Source organism: Acinetobacter sp. Tol 5 (assembly GCF_019702905.1).
Classification (GTDB): domain Bacteria; phylum Pseudomonadota; class Gammaproteobacteria; order Pseudomonadales; family Moraxellaceae; genus Acinetobacter; species Acinetobacter bereziniae.
In genome coordinates, this window is the sequence record NZ_AP024708.1 from 1,926,880 (window position 1) to 1,950,964 (window position 24,085).

At 36.4% G+C, this 24,085-nt stretch carries 23 protein-coding genes and 1 pseudogene; 13 read left to right on the forward strand and 11 right to left on the reverse strand.

The genetic code is table 11. The features are described from left to right. Positions 1-51 precede the first annotated feature (51 nt). Positions 52-462 carry an OsmC family protein gene (locus TOL5_RS08910; protein ID WP_009584254.1) on the reverse strand — a complete coding sequence of 137 codons (411 nt, stop codon included), beginning with the start codon at positions 460-462 and terminating at the stop codon, positions 52-54. Between the two features lie 309 nt (positions 463-771). Between TOL5_RS08910 and TOL5_RS08915 the strand changes: the two genes are divergently transcribed. The 3 genes from TOL5_RS08915 (at position 772) to TOL5_RS08925 (ending at position 3,629) form a co-directional block, all read left to right on the forward strand. Beyond that, positions 772-1,356: a YceI family protein gene (locus tag TOL5_RS08915; protein ID WP_004824302.1), complete on the forward strand. Its 585-nt coding sequence runs from the start codon at positions 772-774 to the stop codon at positions 1,354-1,356. A gap of 1,005 nt (positions 1,357-2,361) precedes the next feature. Further along, positions 2,362-2,793: a hypothetical protein gene (locus tag TOL5_RS08920; protein ID WP_121775251.1), complete on the forward strand. Its 432-nt coding sequence runs from the start codon at positions 2,362-2,364 to the stop codon at positions 2,791-2,793. 155 nt (positions 2,794-2,948) lie between these two features. Next, positions 2,949-3,629: a superoxide dismutase gene (locus TOL5_RS08925; RefSeq protein ID WP_009584250.1), complete on the forward strand. Its 681-nt coding sequence runs from the start codon at positions 2,949-2,951 to the stop codon at positions 3,627-3,629. 100 nt (positions 3,630-3,729) lie between these two features. On the opposite strand, the gene TOL5_RS08930 is transcribed toward TOL5_RS08925, so the two are convergent. The 4 genes from TOL5_RS08930 to TOL5_RS08945 all read right to left on the reverse strand — a co-directional run bounded on the left by TOL5_RS08930 (position 3,730) and on the right by TOL5_RS08945 (position 6,183). Beyond that, positions 3,730-3,909 (reverse strand): hypothetical protein, encoded by a 180-nt coding sequence (locus TOL5_RS08930; protein WP_004824296.1) that lies wholly within the window; start codon positions 3,907-3,909, stop codon positions 3,730-3,732. 452 nt (positions 3,910-4,361) lie between these two features. Beyond that, positions 4,362-4,604, reverse strand: coding sequence for a DUF333 domain-containing protein (locus TOL5_RS08935; protein WP_392390169.1), 243 nt, complete (start codon positions 4,602-4,604; stop codon positions 4,362-4,364). Between the two features lie 228 nt (positions 4,605-4,832). After that, a complete protein-coding gene (locus TOL5_RS08940) occupies positions 4,833-5,549 on the reverse strand; it encodes a glutamine amidotransferase (RefSeq protein ID WP_004824292.1) in 717 nt (238 codons plus the stop codon). A gap of 79 nt (positions 5,550-5,628) precedes the next feature. Next, positions 5,629-6,183, reverse strand: coding sequence for a TetR/AcrR family transcriptional regulator (locus TOL5_RS08945; RefSeq protein ID WP_121775252.1), 555 nt, complete (start codon positions 6,181-6,183; stop codon positions 5,629-5,631). Between the two features lie 89 nt (positions 6,184-6,272). Between TOL5_RS08945 and TOL5_RS08950 the strand changes: the two genes are divergently transcribed. Together TOL5_RS08950 and TOL5_RS08955 are read left to right on the forward strand one after the other, a co-directional pair. Beyond that, a complete protein-coding gene (locus TOL5_RS08950) occupies positions 6,273-7,019 on the forward strand; it encodes an SDR family oxidoreductase (RefSeq protein WP_121775253.1) in 747 nt (248 codons plus the stop codon). 75 nt (positions 7,020-7,094) lie between these two features. Next, complete coding sequence (locus TOL5_RS08955) at positions 7,095-7,688, forward strand: 2-hydroxychromene-2-carboxylate isomerase (protein WP_042089712.1); 594 nt, start codon at positions 7,095-7,097, stop codon at positions 7,686-7,688. A 205-nt stretch (positions 7,689-7,893) separates the two neighbouring features. Here TOL5_RS08955 and TOL5_RS08960 read toward each other — a convergent pair whose 3' ends face one another. Next, entirely contained in the window at positions 7,894-8,811 is a 918-nt protein-coding gene (locus TOL5_RS08960) for an AEC family transporter (RefSeq protein WP_121775254.1), read from the reverse strand. A gap of 137 nt (positions 8,812-8,948) precedes the next feature. Between TOL5_RS08960 and TOL5_RS08965 the strand changes: the two genes are divergently transcribed. The 3 genes from TOL5_RS08965 to TOL5_RS08975 all read left to right on the forward strand — a co-directional run bounded on the left by TOL5_RS08965 (position 8,949) and on the right by TOL5_RS08975 (position 10,720). Beyond that, entirely contained in the window at positions 8,949-9,821 is an 873-nt protein-coding gene (locus TOL5_RS08965; RefSeq protein ID WP_035300093.1) for a LysR family transcriptional regulator, read from the forward strand. 29 nt (positions 9,822-9,850) lie between these two features. Beyond that, complete coding sequence (locus TOL5_RS08970) at positions 9,851-10,300, forward strand: hypothetical protein (RefSeq protein ID WP_227561481.1); 450 nt, start codon at positions 9,851-9,853, stop codon at positions 10,298-10,300. Positions 10,301-10,381: 81 nt separating this feature from the next. Continuing rightward, on the forward strand, positions 10,382-10,720 hold the full coding sequence (locus tag TOL5_RS08975; RefSeq protein WP_121775256.1) for a hypothetical protein: 339 nt from the start codon (positions 10,382-10,384) through the stop codon (positions 10,718-10,720). A gap of 578 nt (positions 10,721-11,298) precedes the next feature. Here TOL5_RS08975 and TOL5_RS08980 read toward each other — a convergent pair. Next, positions 11,299-12,810 carry an aldehyde dehydrogenase family protein gene (locus TOL5_RS08980; protein ID WP_004824281.1) on the reverse strand — a complete coding sequence of 504 codons (1,512 nt, stop codon included), beginning with the start codon at positions 12,808-12,810 and terminating at the stop codon, positions 11,299-11,301. A gap of 358 nt (positions 12,811-13,168) precedes the next feature. Between TOL5_RS08980 and TOL5_RS08985 the strand changes: the two genes are divergently transcribed. Continuing rightward, positions 13,169-14,350 (forward strand): transcriptional regulator, encoded by a 1,182-nt coding sequence (locus TOL5_RS08985; protein ID WP_005032098.1) that lies wholly within the window; start codon positions 13,169-13,171, stop codon positions 14,348-14,350. 52 nt (positions 14,351-14,402) lie between these two features. Here the strand turns inward: TOL5_RS08985 and TOL5_RS08990 are convergent, their stop codons facing one another. The 3 genes from TOL5_RS08990 to mdh all read right to left on the reverse strand — a co-directional run bounded on the left by TOL5_RS08990 (position 14,403) and on the right by mdh (position 17,677). Then, positions 14,403-15,365, reverse strand: coding sequence for an alpha/beta hydrolase (locus tag TOL5_RS08990; RefSeq protein WP_121775258.1), 963 nt, complete (start codon positions 15,363-15,365; stop codon positions 14,403-14,405). Positions 15,366-15,457: 92 nt separating this feature from the next. After that, entirely contained in the window at positions 15,458-16,300 is an 843-nt protein-coding gene (locus TOL5_RS08995) for an SDR family NAD(P)-dependent oxidoreductase (RefSeq protein ID WP_046761158.1), read from the reverse strand. 204 nt (positions 16,301-16,504) lie between these two features. Then, complete coding sequence (gene mdh, locus TOL5_RS09000; protein WP_005032094.1) at positions 16,505-17,677, reverse strand: iron-dependent methanol dehydrogenase; 1,173 nt, start codon at positions 17,675-17,677, stop codon at positions 16,505-16,507. Between the two features lie 673 nt (positions 17,678-18,350). Here mdh and TOL5_RS09005 point away from each other — a divergent pair. The 3 genes and pseudogenes from TOL5_RS09005 to TOL5_RS09015 form a co-directional block, all read left to right on the forward strand. Continuing rightward, a pseudogene (locus TOL5_RS09005) lies at positions 18,351-19,301 on the forward strand (OmpW/AlkL family protein); the annotation flags it as partial. Between the two features lie 76 nt (positions 19,302-19,377). Next, positions 19,378-20,522, forward strand: a protein-coding gene (locus TOL5_RS09010) for an IS3 family transposase (protein ID WP_085944219.1) whose coding sequence is annotated in 2 segments (ribosomal slippage) — positions 19,378-19,642 and positions 19,642-20,522 — 1,146 coding nt in all. Because the reading frame shifts where the segments join, the coding sequence is not laid out codon by codon here. Between the two features lie 19 nt (positions 20,523-20,541). Further along, positions 20,542-20,754, forward strand: coding sequence for an OmpW family outer membrane protein (locus tag TOL5_RS09015; protein WP_267461061.1), 213 nt, complete (start codon positions 20,542-20,544; stop codon positions 20,752-20,754). 148 nt (positions 20,755-20,902) lie between these two features. Here the strand turns inward: TOL5_RS09015 and TOL5_RS09020 are convergent, their stop codons facing one another. Beyond that, positions 20,903-22,438 (reverse strand): acetyl-CoA C-acetyltransferase, encoded by a 1,536-nt coding sequence (locus TOL5_RS09020; protein WP_121775683.1) that lies wholly within the window; start codon positions 22,436-22,438, stop codon positions 20,903-20,905. Positions 22,439-22,663: 225 nt separating this feature from the next. Here TOL5_RS09020 and TOL5_RS09025 point away from each other — a divergent pair, with 225 nt between their 5' ends. Beyond that, positions 22,664-24,055 (forward strand): 3-oxoacyl-ACP reductase, encoded by a 1,392-nt coding sequence (locus tag TOL5_RS09025; protein ID WP_005032088.1) that lies wholly within the window; start codon positions 22,664-22,666, stop codon positions 24,053-24,055. The last annotated feature ends 30 nt before the right edge of the window (positions 24,056-24,085 follow it).

Sequence of the window (24,085 nt, forward strand, 5' to 3'; positions counted from 1 at the left end):
CGAAAGGGGCTTTTGATTGATATAGATGAATATAAATAAATCTAAATTGTACTAGCTCAGATCTAGCTCAGTCTGAATCTGAATATTTGAGGTTAATAGTTTATGAACAGGGCAACTTTCTGCAACTTTGAGTAGGCGTTTGTGTTGTTCTTCAGTGAAATCGCCTTTCAGTTGAATTGTTCGCGTAATAATGTTTTGCCCAGCTTCTGGTTCATCTTCTGGATTTAATGCTAAATCAAGTTGCACATGTTCAATTTTCAATCCTTTATGCTTGGCATACATTTCCAATGTGATGACTGTACATGCACCTAAAGCAGATAAAAGAATTTGAATAGGATTTGGTGCAGTATCTTGTCCTCCCTTGTCGTTTGGCTCATCGGCATACCAGATATGTCCTTGAGGGTTGGTTAATGTGACCTGATAAGGGATTTGCGTACTTTGAGCTTGAGCAATGTTTACCATAAAATTATTCATCACATAAAAGACATGTTCTATAAATATAAAATTTTCACTTGATGATCTAGTGAAATTTATTTCATTCTTGATTCCATGTACTCAAACGAAGTGTGGATTTTTGATCATTTGAAATGCCAATTTTTCATTAAATGTATATAAAACAAAGCATTGTATGGGTAGATAAGGTTCAAAGTTATGCATCATAAGATAGCAATTTGAATCGTTGCATATATGCAACATATCGTATTATCAATAACAGTGAATTTGTGTTGGAAGCGTATAGAATAATAGTCATTCGATAGCGAGATTAACAATATGAACTTTAAAGCATTAACATTAGGTTTGGCGGTAGCTTCAGTTGCAACTTTTAGTGTTGCAAAACCAGTTGATTATAAAATTGATCCAACGCACACAGCGACAGTTTTTACTTGGAATCACTTTGGTTTTTCAACTCCATCAGCAAATTTTAGCGACATTCAAGGCACAATTTCTGTTGATAATGCAAAACCTGCTGACTCATCTGTCAACGTGACCATTCCATTGGCAAGTTTAAATACCAATGTAAAAGCTTTGGATGAACATTTAAAAACTCCTGATTTTTTTGATGCTGAAAAATATCCAAACATCACTTTTAAAAGTACCAAAGTACAAGCTTTAGGTAAAAATAAATACAAAATCACAGGTAATCTTACTGTGAAAGATGTGACTAAACCTGTTGTTTTAGATGCTGTTTTAAATAAACAAGGTGTGCATCCAATGACCAAAGCACAGTCTATTGGTTTTAATGCAACAACTTCGTTTAATCGTTCAGCATTTGGTGTAGGTGCATATGTGCCAAATGTGGGTGATAAAATCACTGTGAACATTACGACTGAAGCTTCTGTTCCAGCAAGCAAGTAATTATCAAAACTGGCTTACATTGACAAAAATCAATGTAAGCCTTTTTTTTTGATTTGTCGATTAAGTGGTCTGATTATTTTCAATAAAACAATATTTAATATTAGCCAAAATACCCTATTAAAAATCAGCATTGTTCTTAACGATTTTGAAGGTTTGGGCTCAACAATTTATACATCACTTTTTAAGGTCAATTATAAGTACAAGATTTGAAACTATTCCAATAATGTAGTTTTGATCATTCTATTCATATGAATGAGCTGTAGTTATAGAGCATAAAAAAATTTTTTATTCTAAAGCATCCTATTTCAGGAACGCTCTAAGCAAGCTTATTATTGATCAAGTCAGTGGATAATCAATAACGGTTCAAATAACCGAATGAATTATTTTCATTTTTGGCTGAATTTTTATAATTATTCTTTATACACGAATTAGGCTAATATGGCATGGCGCAATGGACTTGCATATTTATAATATCTCATCACTAAAATAAGAGATTGCGCATACCAACTTTAGCAAGTTGGTTTTTTTTCGATGCAACTTTTATATCATCAGCTGTTGTTAATCAATCTCTTAGGGGATTGTTTTTTGTGCAAAGAACTTTTAGCTAAATCGCTGCCGAATCAAAAGAATACTTATGATAATTCGCTTGCATTTTGATACTTCGCCTGTTTAAGAAATATACTGTAGCTTTATAAAGCTTATGGTTTATTTTAATCTTTAAAAGGCTTATTCATACAGGAAAAAATAAGGCTAAAGCTTGCTTGGTTAAAGCTTGGGATTAGCTGAAGATTCTTATCGATTATGCGCATTGTTGTTGGTGCTTGGCATCAAATGAAATCAAATTTTAAATGTACTGTTTTTCTTTATTTTAAGATTTAGATGAATTTATGGATTAGATTGTTATGGCAATATCTATTTTTAAATAAAAAGTCTAATGTTTGATTTTTAGCTTTGTTTTTATTCATCATTTTTTAAATCAATTAAAAGTAATAAGGAAGATTCTCAATGTTCACTACAGCAAATAGCATTCTAATCATTGTTGCATTATTTGATGCTGCAGCTGCAATCGCACATTTGGCTTGTCTTGCTATCGGTGGTTCAGCCTTTCGATTTTTAGGGGCAGGTGAACGTCTAGCAGGTGAATTTGAAGCGGGTAAAATTCAACCGATTTTGGTGACCATTTTGATTGCGCTCATTCTTTTTTCATGGTCTATTTTTGCACTTTCTGGTGCTAGGGTAGTGGCTCTACTCCCATTCACGAAATGGATATTAATGGCAGTTTCAAGTGTATTAATCATCCGTGCTTTGGGGTTTTCCTTATTGAAACCCTATTTTCCTGAAAATTCGATGAAGTTTTGGCTTATTTCATCAGGCATTTGTTTTGTAATGGGAATCGCTCATTTGTATGGCGTAATGTCACTATGGAATCAATTATAAATCATAGGTGAAAGAGGGAGTTTTAATTTAGCTTTGGTTATCACCATGAATCATTAAAGTTTGTTTTGATCTAGAAATGGCTTTTCGATTTGACATGTATCGGAAAGGATTATATTTTGTAAATGATTTTAATTATCATTTAAGGTTTTAATCCAATGAACATGAAGTTAAAAATTGCAGTGCTGGCAATGACTATGGGATTCAGTTTCTCAGCAAATGCCGACTTTAAGCAAGCACCTTTACCATATAGTGTTAACGCATTGGAACCCGCAATAGATGCAACGACAATGGAAGTTCATTATGGTAAACATCACAAAGCCTATGTTGATAATTTAAATGCGCAAATTAAGAATTATCCTGATCTAGATCAGCTCAGTATAGAAGCGGTTCAAGCACAAATTTCAAAATACAATACAGCAGTGCGTAACAATGGTGGTGGACATTTTAATCATGCATTTTTTTGGGAAAGCTTATCTCCAACAGCATCTTCAGGAAAACCTTCAACGAAATTATTAAAACAAATTAAAAAAGATTTCGGTTCATTTGAAAATTTTCAGACAAAATTTAATGAGGCTGCAACCGGTCGATTTGGTTCAGGGTGGGCTTGGTTGATCGTGCAACCGAATGGCAAATTGGCAGTGAGTTCAACACCCAACCAAGATAATCCTTTGATGGATGTTGCAGAAGTAAAAGGGACACCGTTATTGGGATTGGATGTATGGGAACATGCTTATTATTTAAAATATCAAAATCGTAGAGCAGATTATACTAAAGCATTTTGGACAGTTGTGAATTGGAAAAAAGTCAGTGATCGTTATGCGCAGGCAAGCAAATGATCCACAATTAAAACCACTTTCAAGTGGTTTTTTTAAACCTTGGCAAAAGGAGGGAAGGCGAGAAATAAAATTATTTTTATTGAATGCATCTATTGAACCTTTAATGAAAAGGGTTGTAGCGATTTTTCCTCAATTCAAGAAATGCTAACAGTGTTGCTACAATCGCTAGAATCCCAACAGATAATATGATGAGATCAGACAAGTAAAGTCCAGCTAGGATACCGAGTAAGGCAATAATAAAAGATATGATTAAAATAACTTTGAGTACAATACTGCTCATGAGACATTCCTCGCTGGATAAGTAGAATAAGGTTTAACTGATAATGATAATCAATAACAATATTTTACATTAATCTTAAATCTAATGAAATCTAAACGAAAGATGTTAAGTGCATATGAATAAACTCATTAAATCTACTATTTCAATGGATTTACGTGGTATCTCAACTAAAAACAACGCAAAATTTGTAAGTTTATTTGAGCAGTGAATAGTTCTTTTATTTAAGCTTATGTTTTTGCGTAAGAGTTTTTTACATTCTAAATTCGTTAAAAATTATATATTTTCTAGCACTTTTGTTATATTGAAGAAGTATAAAAGCAAAATTCCGTTGAAAATTTCATTTGCTCGTTGAGCTTATCAAAACTGAAATTTTATAGGAATAAGAAAAAATAAAGCCATTACAATAAGATATTGTAATGGCAATAAAACATTAGGTATTCATTTAAAGTTTATTATGGCTGCGCTTTTGAATCTTCTTGCTGAGCACTTCTAAATAACTCCCATTCCTCGACGACTTTGCCATCTGTTAAACGACAATATCCAACTTCATTGCCACGAGAATCTTTCTTCACGATTGATGTGCCGCCAACTTTATTACAATAAACACTGGCAGGATTTGCCATACCAAGCGATTGTGGTTCTGGTGTCTTCACTTCAGGTGTTGAACAAGCTGAAACTAGCAAGGTTGTGAGCAAAGATGCTCCAATCAGTATTTTTTTCATTGCAAGATGGATATAAGTTATGAAGTATAAATTATAAAACGATCACCTCAACCCAATGTATTTAATATGTTATCTATTACGCATAAATTAGACATTCTATTCGCTAATAGAAGATCAACGATTTTGATATTGATCGATCATAATCATTCATTTGAGGCAAATATTGTTGATCTTAATATTTGCCAAACCTTCAAAGCAAAACTATTGATCAAAGTTTTTGAGATAATGTTCAATAACAAGTGGTGCTTGTAATTCTAATTGTGGGGCATATTTTTCATTATCTGCTCGCAATTGCGGAATATTTAAACCCGCTTGACGAAGTTCACTTGTATGACCAATCAACCACTTTTCCATATACTCCGCTGCAACTTCTAGATGAAATTGTAAGGCGAGAATATTTTGTCCTACTCTGAAAGCTTGATTGGTATAAATCGATGAGCTTGCGAGTAATTCAGCAGTCACAGGTAAGTCAAAACTATCCCCATGCCAGTGTAAAACTTCGTGATTGGCTAGAGGCAATAAAGGATTATTTTTTACCAAACTGAGTCTTAATTTACTCCAACCAATTTCTTTTTGATGTCCTGGATAAACTTTTGCGCCCAAGGCATGCGCAATTAACTGAGCGCCTAAACAAATCCCTATAGTTGGGAGATTTTTAGCGATACGCTGCTCAAGATATTTAATTTCATCATTTAGGAATGGGTAGTCTTCGGTCTCATAAACCCCAATCGGTCCACCTAAAATAATGGTCAGTCCTTCAAACTCAAGTGCAGGTTTTAAATTATCTACACCCGCTTCAAAGTAGCGAACACGATAGCCGAGTTCATAAAAAGTATCTTCGAGTGTTCCCAGATCTTCAAACGCTAAATGTTGGATGGCATAGATCGTTTTGGGAAGCGTTGTATTAGAGGTAGCCATAATTTGACAGTGGATAGAATAAGGTTATTGCTATTTATACCAGTTTATACTTCGTTGAACACGTGGTTTATGCTGTAATTTATAACATTGCCTGTATCGCTTTTTTACTCGACTCTAAAATGATCAATTTAATGCTTTCATCAGCGATACTGCGCGCCATTAGAATCGCACCTACCAATTGACATAAAACAACCCAAGCTTTTTCTTCACTGCCTAAATGTTTCGAAAATAGCGCATGTCCACGCTGTAATTCTTTTTGATAGAGTTGTTTAATTTCTAGATCTGAACGGGAAATTTCAGTGGCTAAGGCAGGTAAGACACAGCCACGATCAGCGTGTTCAACATGTGAAACTGTGAGATATCGATTCAATTCGAACTCTAGCCATTGTTCTGCTTGGTCATAAGGGTTATTTTCCCATTTTTCGATACTGTCTTTCAGTTCATTTTCAACAAGTGCTTTAAATAAATCCTGTTTGGATGAGAAATGTGAATAGAACGCGCCGCTTGTTACGCCTGCAGCTTTCATGAATCCATCAATACCAGTTACGGCAAAGCCATTCTTTTTAGCGAGTTGTCCACTAATTTCAAGAAGTTGCTTTCTTTTTTCTGCTTTATAGCCGGATTGGTATCGCATAGTTTTACATCAATCTTTTCTTGACCTTGTTTTAAAACTATAACATAGTAATCGTTATAATAACGATCGTTATGTAAAAGGATGATATTATGCAAGGTCATAGTCAAGGACAAAGTAATAGAGTCGCGCTAGTCATTGGTGCTGGAGATGCAACAGGAGGTGCGATTGCCAAGCGCTTTGCTCGGGGCGGTTATATCAGTTGTATGACCCGTCGTAATGAGGAAAAGTTACAACCGCTGATCGATGAGATCGAGGGAGCAGGTGGGCGAGCCTATGGTTTTGCTTCAGATGCACGAAAAGAAGAACAGGTTGTTCAATTGATTGAGGATATTGAAAATAATATAGGGCAAATCGAGGTGTTGGTTTTTAATATTGGTGCAAATGTACCTTGTAGTATTCTTGAAGAAACAGCACGTAAATATTTTAAAATTTGGGAAATGGCATGTTTTGCTGCTTTTTTAACTGGACGTGAAGTTGCAAAGCGTATGGTTACACGACAACAGGGAACCATTATATTTACTGGCGCAACAGCAGGTTTGCGTGGCGCTGCATATTTTTCTGCATTTGCTGGGGCAAAGCATGCACTTCGAGCGCTTGCACAAAGTATGGCTCGTGAACTTGGTCCACAAAATATTCATGTGGCGCATGTTGTTGTTGACGGTGCAATTGATACCGATTTTATCAAAAATTCTTTTCCACACATTTATGAAAAGAAAGATCAAGATGGTATTTTAAATCCTGAACACATTGCTGAGAATTATTGGCATATTGCTCAGCAACCACGAGATTCATGGACACATGAATTGGATTTAAGACCTTGGATTGAGAAGTGGTAAGTCACTTTCTAGAAGAAAGTTTGATTAAGGGATTTTTTAAAATAATAAGCCGAGTAGGCTAAAGGATGATAGAACATGAAACAGATTGAATTTTACTTTGATCTAGGAAGCCCATACAGCTATCTTGGTTTTTATCAGATTCAAAAAATTGCAAAGCTACATCAAGCACAGATTGTATGGAAACCGATATTACTCGGTGGCGTATTTAAAGCGACAGGGAATAGTAGCCCCATGACTGTGCCTGCCAAAGCACGTTATTCGATGGTTGATATGCAACGGTGGTCAAATCTCTGGGATATTTCAATACAAATGAACCCATATTTTCCAATCAATACGCTGAATTTGATGCGCATAATTACTGCGGTCCAGCTTTATCGCCCTGAATGTTTTTTGACAGTACTGAATGCTTTATTTGATGCGATGTTTGGGCATCCACAAAATTTAAATGATATTGATGTATTAATGAATTTGATTGAATCTCTTGGCTTTAGTGCTGAACAGGTGCAAATATGGCTATCTGATGATCAAGTTAAAATGCAACTGAAGCAAATCACTGAAGAGGCAATCGAACGCGGTGTGTTTGGTGCACCTACATGGTTTGTAGGGAAAGAAATGTTTTGGGGTGTCGATCATCTCCATTTTGTTGAAATGGAATTGAAACAACAATAAGCTTATCATTTGGACTAAATATTTAATATTTCATCAATTAATCACTTCAATAAAGAAATTAAATCGTTTCGTTTTTTGCTAAAAGTGCTGTAATTAACCACAGCACTTTTTATTGGTAATTGAGTAGGCTTTAAAATATTTTACACAAGTTAGAAGTTCTTTTTTCATATTGAGTAGATCAAACTCAGAACCTGTTGTTCAACTGCTAATGATAAAAATACTGCAATAAACTCAAAATTAACGCCAAACTAAATACAGACAATACCGTTTGCATACTGATGGTTGCAGCCATTAGTTGATAATCACCATTTAATAATTTTGTTAAAATATAAGCAGATGATGCCGTTGGAATCGAAAAGAAGATCATAATGGCAATGACTGCTGAAGCATTAAATGCAAATAATTGCATCATGATAAATGCCAGTAGTGGAATAACAAGTAATCTGATTAGGCTAATGATGAACGATTTTTTCAGATAATATTTGAGCGTTGTAAATTGTATTGCTGTTCCAACACATAACAGTCCTAGCATGAGACTACTGCTGGAAAAAGCGCTGAGTAAATTCGCAAACCCTGACCAAATCGGGATATGCAGTAAGTTAAATATAATACCAAGAATACATGAGCTAATCAGTGGATTTTTAATCAGGGAGAAAAAGATCGCTTTGATATTTAATTGATTTTTAGGACTTAAAGAAAGGATAGAAATGACATTGACCGCAGGTATGGCAATCGCAAGAATATTGACCAAAATGCTTTTGATTTCAGGATTATCTAAACTTGTCGCAATGGATAAACCCAAATAGGTATTAAAACGAATCAAACTCTGTATATACACTCCAATTTGTGCCACAGGGGTATGATTCAATTTTGCAAATAAATAGACAGCGACGACGATCAGCGCCATTATTAAAAAAATCATAGCTAAAATACTGTGCAGATGTCCAATATTCATATCTGCATTGGCAAGAGAGCTAAATAACAAGGCTGGAAATAAAATATAGTAATTGAGCTTTTCTGCACCATTCCAGAATTTTTCATCAAGTGTGCCAGATTGGAATAGATAAAAACCTAAACCAATTAATGCAATGGATGGAAACAGAATTTGAATCATTTGCAACATGCTGAATGCTCTATACAAAATTAGCCGAACAAGTGATTTAGATATCAGTTTAGGCGTGACTTATGTAACTTTAGATAAAGAATATGACTTATGTCGATTCATGGTAAAATGAGTTTTTACTCATGGATAGAGTAGCCATGACATTTACCCAACTCAGCATCTTTGCCATGCTGGCTGAACAAAAAAGCTTTACAGTGGCAGCACAACGCTTGCAAATCACTCAGTCTGCAATATCACATGCAATTAAAGGTTTGGAGCAAGAGTGGGCTGTAACACTTTTTTATCGCAATCATAATGAAGTTGAGCTGACTGAAGTAGGGATTAGGCTTTTAGTTCATGCCAAAGAAATTCTAAATACATCTAATCTTTTAAAACAAGAAATCTCTGACATACATGGTTTTCATTCAGGAACATTAAGAATTGGATCATTCGGTGCATCTTCTTCTAATGTACTCATTCCCTTAATATTAGAGAAATTTAGTTTGCAGTTTCCAAATATTGAAGTGTTTATCAAAGAGGGAACTGACAAAGATATTTCACAATGGATTCATGATCGTACAATTGATGTGGGTTTTGTGGTATTGCCTGAAGAACGTTTTGATACTTTTCCAGTAATTGAAGATATTTTTATTGCCCTCATTCCAAATTCAAATCCATTGGCTCAACACAGTGCAGTGAGATTAAATCAACTGGTTGAATATCCTTTTTTAATGACCTCTGCGGGGAGTCAGAATCACGTGACTGAAATGTTTAGAAAAGCAAATTTAAGTCCAAAGATTAAAAGCTATTTTTCTCAAATTTTAACCATTATTAATATGGTGAATAATAATGCTGGTGTATCAATTGTTGCAGATATGGCGCTAAATAAGGATTTGATGACTCTTTTTCCAAATGTACAAAAGATGCCGTTGTCTCCAAATGTTAAGCGATCTATAGGTTTGGCTGTAAAAAATAAAAAGCAAATCAGTCCAATTGCGCAAGCATTTATTGATATTGCTCAGACGGTTTAACAGGTTTTTGAAACTAAAAATCTCTTTGGATGTTTTTGCAAAAAATAGGTAGAAAGATGATGGCTCAATTATTCTATAAATTATTAGAACAACCAAAAAAAGCATTTATATTTTGCCTGATTATTGCCAATCTTTGTTTATGGGCAATTGGTTTTATCAAAGGTTTTGAGGTTTTATGGGTATTTGGCTTTCTTTTTTTTACTGCTTTTTCTGCATTTTTTATGTCTTTGGTATTGGCTGATACCGTAGAAAAAAAGTTTAGCTATAAAATATACTTTCAATTATTTTTTTATGGATTATTTTTTATTTTATATTTGGCATTGAACAAATATAAAACACTTGGTGAGCAGAACTTCTATACGCAACGTATTTTCATGTTTCTGGTTGTATTTTTAACCATGTTATTGATGTTGAATTTAAGAGCAACGTTAGGCTATAGCTTTGAAAGCATAAAATTCTTGTGGCGTAAATATAGATGAAGCATTGAATAGCACTATCGTAACGTTACTGTTTTATAAGCAAAAAAGTGGGTGTTAATAAGAGTTTATGGATTTTGATCTATGCGTTTAGAAGGTTTACAAAAACAAATTTGTGAAAAATATAATTCAAAATATATCCAGCTTGATGATATGGAGATGGTGGCTTTTGCAATGCAAAGTTTAGGTCAACAACCAATTTATGCAGTACGTATGGTTCTTGAAAAAGAGGAAAATGTATCTTGGTTTATTCATTGTGGTGAATATTCTTCAGCGTCTGATTTTTATCAAGCGATACATGTCTCTCATTTACATCAATATTTACCTGAAATTTTACCTTATTTGGCGCTTGAACCAGGTTTTCAGGTGATTATTGATAAACAGGGTTATGAAGATGTTTGGTTAAATCCTATAGCTAAATAACCTGAGTTCGATAAAAATCTTTGATGAAAGATGATACAGCCAAACCGCCTGATTATTCATACAAGTGATTTGGATGATTCATTTATTTTGTACTTTTGAATCATAGATGTTCTTGCTATCGTGAAGCGACATGGATGTCGCCATGTTGAGCGGGGGTATGAGGATGTACCCCTCGCTCAACGAAAGATTTTTGTCACTTTTCATCTCTGAAAAGTGAGGCATCGTCTACGCAAAACAATTTAAACTTTAGAAGTAAAGCATGGCAGTGTAAGCTTTAGATCATCAAACAATCTATTGATCGCTTTCATTTTATTGATCAAGAGAAATGAAACGCTATTAATGGTTGCGCTTGCGGAGCTCCGCTCCTCATCCTAAAATTGGATGAAAACGCAGCAAGACTCCATGGGGATTTATTATTTTTCAATGAGTTAGATATTTAATTACATCGAACTCAGGTTAAATAAAATAATAACTGTTTAAGCTAAAATGATGATTAAACCTGTATAAATATTTAAATCATGTAATTAAAAAAGCGAACCGTAGTTCGCTTTTCTATGAATCAAAACCAAGCTAAGAACTTAGAAGAAACCCATTGCTTTGGTTGAGTAGCTCACCAATAAATTTTTGGTTTGTTGATAATGATCTAACATCATCTTGTGATTTTCACGACCAATACCTGATTTTTTATAACCACCAAATGCAGCATGTGCAGGGTAGATATGGTAGCAGTTGGTCCATACACGACCCGCTTCAATTGCACGACCTGCACGGTAAGATGTATGCGCTGAACGTGACCATACACCTGCACCTAAGCCATACATGGTATCGTTGGCAATTTTGATTGCTTCATCATAATCTTTAAAGGTTGTAACCGACAATACAGGTCCAAAAATTTCTTCTTGGAAAATTTTCATGCTGTTGTCGCCTTTAAAAATCGTTGGCTCAATATAGAAACCTTGTCCAACTTCTTGGCGATCTCCACCACCAGTAAGCAGTTGTGCACCTTCAGCACGACCTGTTGCAATACAACCCAAAATTTTATTTTGTTGTTCTTCAGAAGCTTGTGCACCAATCATGGTGTCTGTATCTAAAGGATGACCTGTCTTGATACGTTTTACACGTTCGACTGCCAATTCCAAGAATTTATCAGCGATACTTTCTTGAACCAATGCGCGAGATGGACAAGTACACACTTCACCTTGGTTCAATGCAAACATTGCAAAACCTTCAAGTGCCTTGTCTAAATAGTCATCATCTTTATCCATCACATCTTCAAAGAAGATGTTTGGAGACTTACCGCCGAGTTCAAGCGTAACAGGAATAATATTTTCGGTTGCATATTGCATAATCATTTGTCCAACAGCAGTTGAACCTGTAAATGCAATTTTAGCAATGCGTGGATTGGTAGCCAGTGGACGACCTACTTCAACACCGTAACCATTGACAATATTGAGTACACCTGGCGGTAAAATATCTTGAATCAGTTCAGCAAGCACCAAAATACTCGATGGTGTTTGTTCAGCAGGTTTTAAAACAATACAGTTACCTGCTGCAAGTGCAGGTGCAAGCTTCCATGCAGCCATGAGAATTGGGAAATTCCATGGGATAATCTGACCCACTACACCTAAAGGCTCGTGGAAATGATAAGCAATCGTATCTTCATCAATCTCAGATATGCCACCTTCTTGAGCACGTAAACAACCTGCAAAATAACGGAAGTGGTCAATCGCCAAAGGAATATCCGCGGCAAGTGTTTCGCGAATTGGTTTACCGTTTTCCCATGTTTCAGCAACTGCCAATAACTCTAAATTTTCTTCTAAACGATCTGCGATTTTTAACAGTAAATTAGAACGTGTTGTTGGAGATGCTTTGTTCCAAGAGGCTTTCGCTTTATGTGCTGCATCTAAGGCAAGTTCGATGTCCTCAGCGGAAGAACGTGGAATTTTAGTAAAAGCTTTACCATCTACGGGTGAGATATTGTCAAAGTATTGACCTTTAACGGGTGCTACCCATTTGCCATCAATGAAGTTTTCATATTGAGCTTTAAACTGAACCTTTGAACCAGGTTGGTTTGGATCGACATAACGCATAAGAGTATCCCTTTACTTATTTTCATGATCATTCATGATTTGCTGGATATTGCATGTATGAACAGTGATTGTTTACATGATAGCTTGAGCATAGAGAGTCAAAGGTAGGAGAAAGGTTGGATGAAAATCTAAAGAAATTTGCGCTATGATTTAATTTTTGAAAGTGTTTTCTTGTTTGTTGAAAAGCAGCTAAATATTGATAAAAAAGATTTTATTCTAACGCTTTGGTATTAGTTGTGTTGACCAAGGTGAATGTAAAGATGATAGTGTGCTAGAGTGATTTATAAGCAGTTCCGTTGGATAAAAATAACAGAAGGGAATCGGATATTTTTGGACAAATTACAGAGGAATGTAGCGTATGTTAAGCCAACAAGAGTTAGCACATAAACGAAGTTTAATCGAACAGTTACGTCAAAGCAGTAGTTTGTCTTTAAAACACGCTGATCAACTCGGACAGAGTATTTTAAGTTCATGGCAGCGTTCTAATTCAGCTGCAATTCCTAAAGATCGTGAAGCTGCACCTTTAATGAGTGTCAAGCAAGAACGTAAAACTGTATTAGAAAGAGCGATTGAACATTGCAGTGATGAGTTGACACATATTGCGGAACAATCTGCAATGGTCGCTGCTGTGGGGGATATAGGTAGTACCATCATTTGGTCGGCTGCTAGTGGTCAAATGCGTAATGCAGCAGAACGCGTACATTTTATTGCAGGGGGACAATGGCGAGAGGATTTGGTTGGAACCAATGCCTTGGCACTTTCATTGAAAACCCAGCAATCGAGTTGCGTGTTTTCTAACGAACACTTTATGTCTTCTGTACATGATTGGGTATGTTATGCATCACCGATTATAGATCCATATTCCAAACAAGTTTTGGGTGTCATTGATCTTTCGACTACATGGAACTATCACAACAGTTTGGGTTTATTGGCTGCTGAACGTTGTGCTTCAATTATCCAATCTGCATTACTTGAATTTCAACAACAACATTTATTTATTCGTGCCTTCGCTGTTCCGCAAGTTTTATTCAATGGCAAAATTGTGGTCTTGACGCCACGTCAAATCGAGATTTTGACTATACTTGCATTATGCCCCCAAGGTATGAATTTGGAAAATTTACATCAAGCTTTATATGGCGAGCGTAAAGTCAGTGTGGGTACTTTAAAAGCTGAAATGTCTCAATTGAGAGATATTTTAGGGGGCATGTTAGGGTCACGACCTTATCGTTTGTTGGCTCATGTTGAAGCTGACTTTTTACAAGCTGAAAATGCATTGGATGCAGGATATATCGAATCTGCATTAAAATTATGCAAAGGTGTTTTTTTAGCTAAAACAGAAAGTCCGTTTTTATCTGCATGGCGAGATTGTTTGGAATCACGATTGAGTGAAGCAATTTTTAAAGCCAATGAAACAGATGTATTACTGAAACATTTGGCGCATTTCCCCGAGGCAATAGATGCGGTGGAGCGCTTGATTGAGTTAACACCAGTCGGGCACCCAGCCCATCAGATGCTCATGAAATATAAAGATGAGCATTGATTGGCAAGTTCTGAGTGCATCATCAAACAAAAGGGCGATGAACTCATTCAGCTCAACTCTGTTTTTGCGTAAGCCATGCAAACAGTCGCTGGTAGACTTTAGCTCTGACTGGCGGTGCAGATAAAACTAAATCATGTAAACCATTCTGTATGGTCATCACATTAACATCACCTTGGATTTTATTGGCATATTTGATGATGTCTTTCACTTCTAAAATGACATCTGTAGATTGTGCATCCTGATTAAATTTTTTAGGATACGTGGTTTTATGTGAATGCATAATTAAACTCGGTATATTGAGGCGTACACCATGATGAATTTCTTTTTGCGCTTCAAAAATTGCATGGACAAAGCTTAAATACACTTTCGGATAAGTTTTCTTTTTCCATTCTAAACTAAAGTTCCATTCGCCTTGCAAATCTTGATGCAAACTGGTGACATACCATTTATTTAATTCACTTGGGAATTTTAAATTGGGTAAACGTTTACCCAATGCACTGAGTCTTGGAAGTGCCAGTTTCTTTTTCCAAGAGGGCATATTGAAGTCATAAAATGGGCTGTTACACCATAAAGCATGAAGGAGTGGGTGTTGTGGGTTGTGAGCAGCATATAAGGTTGCAATCAAGCCACCTGTCGAATGTCCTGCCAAAACAATCTCTGTATGACCTTCTTGCCCAATTATTTCTAATGCTTGAGCTATTTCTGCATCATATTCGCTCAGATTTAACACATAGTAATATTTTTGATGAGGGAGATGAGAACGTCCATATTTTCTTAAATCAAGCGCATAAAAGTCATAACCATGCTGGTTGAATTGCTCTGCCATCTCAGTTTGAAAGAAATAGTCAATAAACCCATGAATATACAGTACGGCTTTCTGTGTAGATTGAGCTGCTTGCTTGCGAACTAAAGTTGCGGTGACTTTACCATCATAATCATCAGGAAAATTTAAAGTTAGTTGTTCATAACCTGCACCAAGAATATCTGCTTGGTATTGTGGAATTTGAGTGGTCATGGTGAATTCCTGTATATTTATTTAATTAGAGCCTGTTAACACTTCATAGATGCTTAGATGAAATGTCAACAGACTTTTATAAAATCCCAAAATTACAGATAGTCTTTTACAAGATGATAAGAGACATCATATAGTTTTTGAGCAAGTTGCATATTTTTCGCTTTTGTTGAACGAAAAGCAGGCGTTTGCAAACTCGCATATTCACCATTACGTTTTGACCATGATGGATCAAATGCAATTTTTTTGATTAATTCAGCAGGCTTTGAGGGTGGAATGAGTCCAAGCTTGATGATGGCATATTGCCATTTTGGCAGTTCGCGATAAATTTCTGAATCAACTCCACCTGGATGTAGTGCATTGCTGGTGACATTGGTTCCTTGTAGTTGTTGGGCAAGAATATTGCTGAATAATAAATTAGCAAGTTTACTGTTTGCATAACTCAATACACCATTATATTTTTTAATTTGATCCGCTTTAAAAATTTCTGGTTTGATATTGCCTAATACGTGCATCATAGATGCTAAATTGATAATGCGCCCTTGTTCTGACTTTTGAACAAGCGGAAGCAGTTTAAGTGTCCATAAGAATGGACCGAGAAAATTCACACCAATCTGCTTTTCAAAACCATCTTCTGTTGCTTCGAGTTTCGGTGTCATCATACCTGCATTATTCACCAATACATCTATTTTAGGATATTTAGAAATAATTTCATTTGCTGTCGCATTGATTTGCTCCAGACTATTCAGATCAAGGGTAATATGATCGACTTGACCTGTGCCAAAAGATTGTAAGTATTGTTGAGCTGCTTGAGCTTTTTCAGGATTACGGCAGGCAAGAATAACGTGATGACCTTCTTTCACAAATGTTTCTGCAGTTGCGAGCCCAATCCCTGTATTTGCACCAGTGATGATGATGGTTTTGATTGTTGTTGTCATTGCTGAAATAATCCGCTTATGTTTTAAGCATCATAGACAGGGTTGTTGATCTTTTCAATGTTTATGACAATCAGTATTGTCACATTTAGGTTAAAATTAAAAAAGGACATAAAAAAAGGAATATTGTCGAAACAATATTCCAGAACACAACATGGACTAACAAAAAAGCTGTTAGTTAAAGTAGTAAGGTGAAATACAAATGAATTACATTGCAGATTCGAAGATCGCAATCACTTGCGCATCAGTTGCTTTACGTGGATTTGTTAACATACAGGCATCTTTTTGAGCATTTGATGTCATCACAGCATGATCTTCAGCTTTAACTCCCAGTTCTGCTAAACCAGATGGAATACCAATGGATGCTGATAATTCACGGATTGCATCAATTGCAGCAAAAGCAGCTTCAGTGGTGGTTAATCCGTCTGTATTCACACCCATTAACTGTGCAATTTTTGCATAACGATCAGGGCAGGCGATTAAGTTAAATTCACATACGTGTGGTAATAAAATCGCATTACATACGCCGTGCGGGAGATTATAAAAACCGCCAAGTTGATGCGCCATTGCATGTACATAACCGAGAGAGGCATTGTTGAAAGCCATACCCGCTAAATATTGTGCATATGCCATTGCATCACGTGCTTCGATATTTTCACCATTCGCCACCGCTGGACGTAACCATTCACTGATCATTGAAATTGCTTTTTCTGCACAGGCATCTGTAATTGGGTTTGCAGCAGTAGATACATAAGCCTCTACAGCGTGGGTCAGTGCATCCATACCAGTTGCAGCTGTTAAAGCGGCAGGTTTTGCAATCATCAGTTTTGGGTCATCAATTGCAACAAGTGGGGTACAACGCCAGTCGACAATTGCCATTTTAACATGGGTATCTGTGTTGGTAATAATACAGAAACGAGTCATTTCAGAAGCTGTCCCTGCTGTTGTATTAATTGCAACAAGCGGAGTCATCGGTACTTTACTTTGATCAATCCCTTCATAATCACGGATATGACCACCACCAGCTGTAACTAGACCAATCCCTTTTGCACAATCATGAGATGAACCACCACCCAGTGAAACGATAAAGTCACAACCGTTTTCATTATACTCATTCACACCATTGTGAACGTTAATATCTGTAGGATTTGGTTCTGCGCCTGGGAATACGTGACTTTCTACACCTGCTTCCTTGAGGTATCCAACAATAATGTCAGCAACGCCAAATTTGAATAAACCTGCATCAGTAACGATGAGCGCTTTCTTCGCCCCTAAATTTTGAGCTTTTGTACCGACTTCTTTGGCACAGCCAGGTCCAAAAAGTGATACACAAGGGATATAAAAACCGTTTGTTTGATCTGCAATATTTTTAAAAGCCATGGTGCGATTCCTTCTACCATTGTTATTTCATGTTTCCAATAGGTGTTGTTCACCTTGAGATTGAGTATCAATATTGCAGACCAGATTGCATACCTACTAAAAACCTACCAAACACCCAACTATCTTTTTTCTAAATAAAATGATGATTTATATGGTTTAAAAAAAGATATAAAGTTTTTCTTTATAATCTTACAGACCAAAATTAGCGAGTTTGAATTAAAACAAGTCAAAATGATCAAAAAACAATTTTATTTGGCATTTTTTGTTTTGACAGAGGGTGAAATGTCAAATAAATGAATATTTATCTTATATTTTTACAAGATAGAAAGGAATCTATAAAAAAATCATTAAATTCTCACTTTTTGATAATGTGTTGAATTGATATAAAGTGAAATTTTATGTGAGATATTTAATATTTTTATTTTAATCTTTTTTATGGAAAATAGACTTTATAAATATCATATAATTGTTAATTTATGCTAAATGGTAAAATTAATATATTGTTATATAGGTAATATTAAAATTTATTTTTAAAAAATAAATAATATAAAAATATCTTTTATCAATTATTGTGAATGTTGTTGATCAGAATTTAAACCATAAATATTGTTTTTTATGTATGTTTTTTAGGCGGACTACCAAGGTTGGGTAATCTCAAATTTAAGGATAAAAAATGAAAAAAACATCTGCTTTAAAAAGAATAGTTATTGCAAGTTCATTATTCGCTATTGCCAGTTTGAGCTCTGCACAGGAATACAAACGTTTTTCAGTATCAGCAGGTTGGTTACATGTCATGCCTCAAGGCAAAGCCAATCCATTTAATATTGATACCCGTGTCAAAAATGGTACGAATGCAACGGTCGGCAGTATTTCAACAACCAGTTTTTTAAACTCTGTTGATCCGAATGCGATGGGAAAAGACTTAGGCGGAGTTCCATTCAATCAGAAAGAGGTTTTAACTGAGTTTCTTAATGATGACTTTATGAAGACGTTGTTAACCGATGGTAAGGGAAATATTTTGCCAGAGGTTGCTGGAAGTGCAAATATTCATGGTCTAGAGCATTGGCAGTCAGCAGGTACAGGATTAGAGGCTGATGATGTCGATACCTTAGGGTTAACATTGAATTATTATATTAATGATAATGTTTCATTACAATTGATTGGAGGGATTCCGCCAAAAGTTGATATCAAAGGAAAAGGGGAGATCTTTGCACCAATGACGGGTTTAGCAACTTCACCCAGTGAGCTGGTTGGCATCTTATTCCCAGATGGTATTGATTTAAATCAGGCAATACCAATAACCAATTTAGGCAATAAATCTAAAGCTGCATCAGTTCGTGCTTGGACACCAGCAGTTGAAGCACAATATCAATTTGGACAAACAGGGGTAAACAAACTTCGTCCATATATTGGTGTGGGATTGATGTATTCACGTTTTACAGATATTAAATTAAATCATCAGATTAACAATGATTTGATTGCAGCTGGGCATATGATTCAGAATGTTATGGATGGAAAGGCAGGGGCTGCCTTAGATGGGAAACCGTCCAGCGCCAATCCTTATGTTCGGGTCAAAACAACTGATGCAATTGCTCCGATCGTGAGTTTGGGTGCGACCTATGACAGAGGTGGATCAGGAAATTTGAACAACACTTATAAGTGATATTTTGCTCCCCAAATGATGTTATAAACATCAATATATGGAGTATTTTATGGCACGTAGACCAAGAAGAAATCATTCAAATGATTTTAAAGCTAAGGTAGCACTTGCTGCGATTAAAGCAGAAAAAACACTTGCTGAATTGAGTGCTGAATTTGATGTTCATCAAAACCAAATTATCGACTGGAAAAATCAACTGATTTCAGCTTCCTCGCAAGCTTTCGATCAATCAAAAGCTCCAACAGAACCACCCATCGATCTAAAAAAACTACATGCAAAAATCGGTGAGCAGGCATTAGAAATTGATTTTTTAGAAGGTGTGTTGAAGAAACTGGGCCGCTTCAACCACAAAAGTTAATCGATGACTCACTTCAGATTTCAGTATCTAAGCAAGCTCAGCTGCTGAAAGTCTCCCGTGGTTGTTATTACTATCGCCCAAAACCTGTGAGTGCATCAGATCTGAAGCTGATGCGGTGTATGGATGAGTTACATATGCAATACCCTTTTGCAGGTAGCCGTATGATGCGTGATTTGTTGAATCGTCAAGGACATCATATAGGACGACGTCATACACGTACTTTAATGAAGAAAATGGGCATTAATGCGTTATATTGCAAACCAAATTTAAGCCAGGCTAATCAAGCTCACCGCAAATATCCATATCTGCTCAAAGGATTGGCTATTCAGCGCAGTAATCAAGTGTGGTCTACGGATATAACGTATATCCCTATGGCAAAAGGCTTTGTTTATTTATGTGCTGTGATTGATTGGCATAGCCGCAAGGTACTTGCGCATAGAGTATCGATTAGTATGGAGGTTACATTTTGCATAGAAACATTAAATGAAGCTATTGAAAAATATGGTCGACCTGAAATATTTAATACAGACCAAGGCAGTCAGTTTACCAGTGATGCATTTATTGATGTATTGAAATCAAATGACATCCAAATCAGCATGGATGGTAAAGGTCGATGGGTTGATAATGTGATGGTTGAACGATTATGGCGGAGCGTTAAATATGAAGAGGTGTATCTCAAAGCCTACAGCAATGTTTTGGATGCGAAGAAGCAATTAAACGCATATTTTGAATTTTATAATTTGAAACGACCTCATTCGAGTCTGGACAAAATGACTCCAGATGAGTTTTACTATGACCAGCTACCACAACAAAATAAGGTAGCTTAACTAGAGCAGAGTATCACTTATAAATAAGCTTTTAGTTGTTCAAACATGTGGGACCACCTCTGACATTGACAGTAATTGGTTTGGGATCGCTTCGGTGTCTTATGCTAAATTAAATAATCAAGCCAAAATAGATGTGATTGATGCCAATACTGGCAATCGTTTAATTCATTCAAAAACCAAAGTAGATATTGACCCCTTAATCACTTATTTAGGGATAGGGTATCGTTTTTAAAATCAACACTATTTTCCCTAAGAATAGTGATGGTTTTAAATGGTTGGCTTCGGCTAACCATTTTTTATAACTTATAAAAATGAACATAAAAAAAGCATCCATTACGGATGCTTTTTTAAATTTGATTATGTTTTAAGATGAATTCAACTTATTTTTCTACAATAGCTGTTACGCCTTGACCACCTGCAGCACAGATTGAAATCAATACACGACCTGAGCCTTTTTGATTAATCAGTTTTGCAGCAGTCGCTAGAATACGACCGCCTGTTGCCGCAAATGGATGCCCAGCAGCTAAAGAAGAACCTTTAACATTAAGTTTGCTACGGTCGATTGAACCCAATGGTGCATCTAAACCTAAACGTTCTTTACAGAATTTTGGATCTTCCCATGCTTTTAATGTTGAAAGTACTTGAGATGCAAAAGCTTCATGAATTTCATAGTAATCGAAGTCTTGAAGTTTAATGCCAGCGCGATCCAACATACGTGGAACGGCATAAGCAGGTGCCATCAATAAACCTTCTTTTTTACCAATAAAATCAACGGCAGCAGTTTCGCTGAAGGTTAAATATGCAAGAACTTCATGACCATTGGCTTTTGCCCATTCTTCAGAAGCTAAAAGTACTACAGAAGCACCATCTGTTAGTGGTGTAGAGTTACCTGCAGTCATTGTTGCAGTATCACCTTTACCAAATACAGGTTTGAGTTTAGCTAATTTTTCCACTGAAGAGTCTGGGCGTAGGTTATTGTCTTTGTCTAATCCCATGAATGGTGTGATTAGATCGTCAAAGAAACCTTCTTCATAGGCTTTCGCCATTTTTTGATGTGATGATGCTGCGAGTTCATCCTGAGCTTCACGAGGAATACCCCACTCTAAAGCAGTAATTGCTTGATGGTCACCCATAGATAAACCTGTACGAGGTTCACCATTTTTTGGCGCGTCCATCAAATCTTTAACATTGATTTTTGCCAATGCTTTAAGACGATCTTTACCTGTTTTCGCAATGTTGAGTTCAAGCAATGCTTTACGCAGACCATCACCAAATGCGATTGGAGCGTCAGATGTTGTATCAACACCACCAGCAACGCCGACTTCAATTTGACCTAATGCAATCTTATTGGCAACCAAAAAAGCAGCTTGTAAGCCAGTACCACACGCTTGTTGAATGTCGTAAGCTGGTGTTTCAGGAGCAAGCTGTGTATTGAGAACACATTCGCGTGTCATGTTAAAATCACGGCTATGTTTTAAAACAGCACCTGCGACAACTTCACCCAAGCGTTGACCCTGTAAGTTGAAACGTTCAACCAAGCCGTTTAAAGCGGCTGTTAGCATATCCATGTTTGAAGCACGGAAATATGGACCATTTGAACGCGCAAAAGGAATACGGTTACCACCGATAATTGCGACACGACGTACAGTGTTTTGACTCATAGTTTTGTCCTGTTGACCAGAAGTTTGAGTTTTAGTAGATGATGGGGTTGCTTTTTTTGTGGTTGATGCAGCACTTTTACTACGTGAAGCTGTAGTTGTAGCACGAGCCGGTTTTTTTGTCGTGCTCGCTGCAGTTGCTGCTACAGAAGTTGTGTTTGCAGTCTTGGTCGTACGAGTACGAGCTTTTGATGTATTTGACACAGATTCTGTTGCAGAATTTTCAACATTTGAATTGTCTTGAGTTGTTTTGCTCATAAGGCTTTTCCAAGCATGTTCGCAATATTCTTAGGGCTTACATTAACATATTCAAGGGTTGCTCGAATTGACTAAAATGACATTTGCATATTCTTTCAGGTCAAGTCATCATTTTGGCAACTCAAGTATGATTTAACAGAAACTTATGGATCATAGATATTACACTGAAGTTTAAAGATAACTTATGATCTATACAAAATTAATTTGAGATGAGAGATAACAAACATGTCTGACCAATACCAAGCATTTGCAAAATCTCCAATTGGTAAATTTGTCATTAAAAATCTAGGCTTACCTTCACCAATTCAATTAGAGCGCTTTGAATCTGCGACGCCTGTGGTAAAGGGTGCTGTGTTGTTTGGTGCAGCACCAAAAGGACATTTTACCAGTGAAATCGCTCAGGTTTTAAGTAACATCCATGCGAATACATATGCAGGTAATAATGCAGAGCTACAGCAAGCTGCTGCAAAATCAGGGTTGAATGTAGGTGCTTTTAACGAAGGTGATAAAGAGTCTAAGTTTAAAGCCGTTGTATTTGATGCATCTGGTATTCAAAATTCAGAACAATTACAAGAATTACACAAATTTTTCAATCCTATTGCACGGCAAATTGCGACTTCTGGTCGTGTTATCGTCATTGGTTTAACACCTGAAACTGCACCAACGATTAAACAGGCGATTGCGCAACGTGCATTAGAAGGTTTTGTTAAATCTGTTGGTAAAGAATTTAAAAAGGGTATCGCTGCTGATCTTATTCTGGTTGATGCAGATGCTGCACAAAACTTGGAGTCAGCGTTACGTTTTGCTATTTCTCCACGTTCAGCTTATGTTTCTGGACAAGTGATTCGTGTTTCTAAAGGTGACCTTGTTGATGTGGATTGGGCGAAACCACTTGCAGGTAAGACCGCGTTAGTGACTGGCGCAAGTCGTGGTATCGGTGAAGCAATTGCACATGTATTGGCGCGTGATGGTGCGCATGTGATTTGTTTAGATGTACCGCCACAACAAACAGATTTAGACCGCGTTGCTGGTGAAATCGGTGGTTCAACTTTAGCGATTGATATTACAGCTGCAGATGCTGGTGAAAAAATCAAAGCTGCTGCAGCTCAGCACGGTGGTTTGGATATTATTGTTCATAATGCCGGTATTACACGAGATAAAACTTTGGCAAATATGAAACAAGAGATGTGGGACCTTGTCATCAACATCAATCTTTCTGCTGCTGAACGTATCAACGATTATTTACTGTCTAATGATGGGTTAAATGCCAATGGTCGTATCGTCTGTGTATCTTCAATTTCTGGTATTGCAGGTAACCTAGGTCAAACCAACTATGCCGCTTCTAAAGCTGGTGTGATCGGTTTAGTTAAATTTACAGCGCCTGTACTTAAAAATGGAATTACCATTAATGCTGTTGCTCCTGGTTTTATTGAAACTCAAATGACAGCTGCCATTCCATTTGCAATCCGCGAAGCAGGTCGCCGTATGAACTCAATGAGTCAAGGTGGTTTACCTGTGGATGTTGCTGAAACTATTGCACTATTTGCTTCTTCAGCTTCTACTGGTTTAAATGGAAATATCGTACGTGTTTGTGGTCAAAGCTTATTGGGTGCATAATCCCTAAAGCAATGTCCTGTTTTAATGTGC

What these genes read in the sequence shown, in the direction of transcription:
- TOL5_RS08910 (WP_009584254.1), bottom strand. Translation starts at nt 462, where the DNA reads ATGGTAAACATTGCTCAAGCTCAAAGTACGCAAATCCCTTATCAGGTC.
- TOL5_RS08915 (WP_004824302.1), top strand. Translation starts at nt 772, where the DNA reads ATGAACTTTAAAGCATTAACATTAGGTTTGGCGGTAGCTTCAGTTGCA.
- TOL5_RS08920 (WP_121775251.1), top strand. Translation starts at nt 2,362, where the DNA reads ATGTTCACTACAGCAAATAGCATTCTAATCATTGTTGCATTATTTGAT.
- TOL5_RS08925 (WP_009584250.1), top strand. Translation starts at nt 2,949, where the DNA reads ATGAACATGAAGTTAAAAATTGCAGTGCTGGCAATGACTATGGGATTC.
- TOL5_RS08930 (WP_004824296.1), bottom strand. Translation starts at nt 3,909, where the DNA reads ATGAGCAGTATTGTACTCAAAGTTATTTTAATCATATCTTTTATTATT.
- TOL5_RS08940 (WP_004824292.1), bottom strand. Translation starts at nt 5,549, where the DNA reads ATGGCTACCTCTAATACAACGCTTCCCAAAACGATCTATGCCATCCAA.
- TOL5_RS08945 (WP_121775252.1), bottom strand. Translation starts at nt 6,183, where the DNA reads ATGCGATACCAATCCGGCTATAAAGCAGAAAAAAGAAAGCAACTTCTT.
- TOL5_RS08950 (WP_121775253.1), top strand. Translation starts at nt 6,273, where the DNA reads ATGCAAGGTCATAGTCAAGGACAAAGTAATAGAGTCGCGCTAGTCATT.
- TOL5_RS08955 (WP_042089712.1), top strand. Translation starts at nt 7,095, where the DNA reads ATGAAACAGATTGAATTTTACTTTGATCTAGGAAGCCCATACAGCTAT.
- TOL5_RS08960 (WP_121775254.1), bottom strand. Translation starts at nt 8,811, where the DNA reads ATGTTGCAAATGATTCAAATTCTGTTTCCATCCATTGCATTAATTGGT.
- TOL5_RS08965 (WP_035300093.1), top strand. Translation starts at nt 8,949, where the DNA reads ATGACATTTACCCAACTCAGCATCTTTGCCATGCTGGCTGAACAAAAA.
- TOL5_RS08970 (WP_227561481.1), top strand. Translation starts at nt 9,851, where the DNA reads ATGTTTTTGCAAAAAATAGGTAGAAAGATGATGGCTCAATTATTCTAT.
- TOL5_RS08975 (WP_121775256.1), top strand. Translation starts at nt 10,382, where the DNA reads ATGCGTTTAGAAGGTTTACAAAAACAAATTTGTGAAAAATATAATTCA.
- TOL5_RS08980 (WP_004824281.1), bottom strand. Translation starts at nt 12,810, where the DNA reads ATGCGTTATGTCGATCCAAACCAACCTGGTTCAAAGGTTCAGTTTAAA.
- TOL5_RS08985 (WP_005032098.1), top strand. Translation starts at nt 13,169, where the DNA reads ATGTTAAGCCAACAAGAGTTAGCACATAAACGAAGTTTAATCGAACAG.
- TOL5_RS08990 (WP_121775258.1), bottom strand. Translation starts at nt 15,365, where the DNA reads ATGACCACTCAAATTCCACAATACCAAGCAGATATTCTTGGTGCAGGT.
- TOL5_RS08995 (WP_046761158.1), bottom strand. Translation starts at nt 16,300, where the DNA reads ATGACAACAACAATCAAAACCATCATCATCACTGGTGCAAATACAGGG.
- mdh (WP_005032094.1), bottom strand. Translation starts at nt 17,677, where the DNA reads ATGGCTTTTAAAAATATTGCAGATCAAACAAACGGTTTTTATATCCCT.
- TOL5_RS09020 (WP_121775683.1), bottom strand. Translation starts at nt 22,438, where the DNA reads ATGAGCAAAACAACTCAAGACAATTCAAATGTTGAAAATTCTGCAACA.
- TOL5_RS09025 (WP_005032088.1), top strand. Translation starts at nt 22,664, where the DNA reads ATGTCTGACCAATACCAAGCATTTGCAAAATCTCCAATTGGTAAATTT.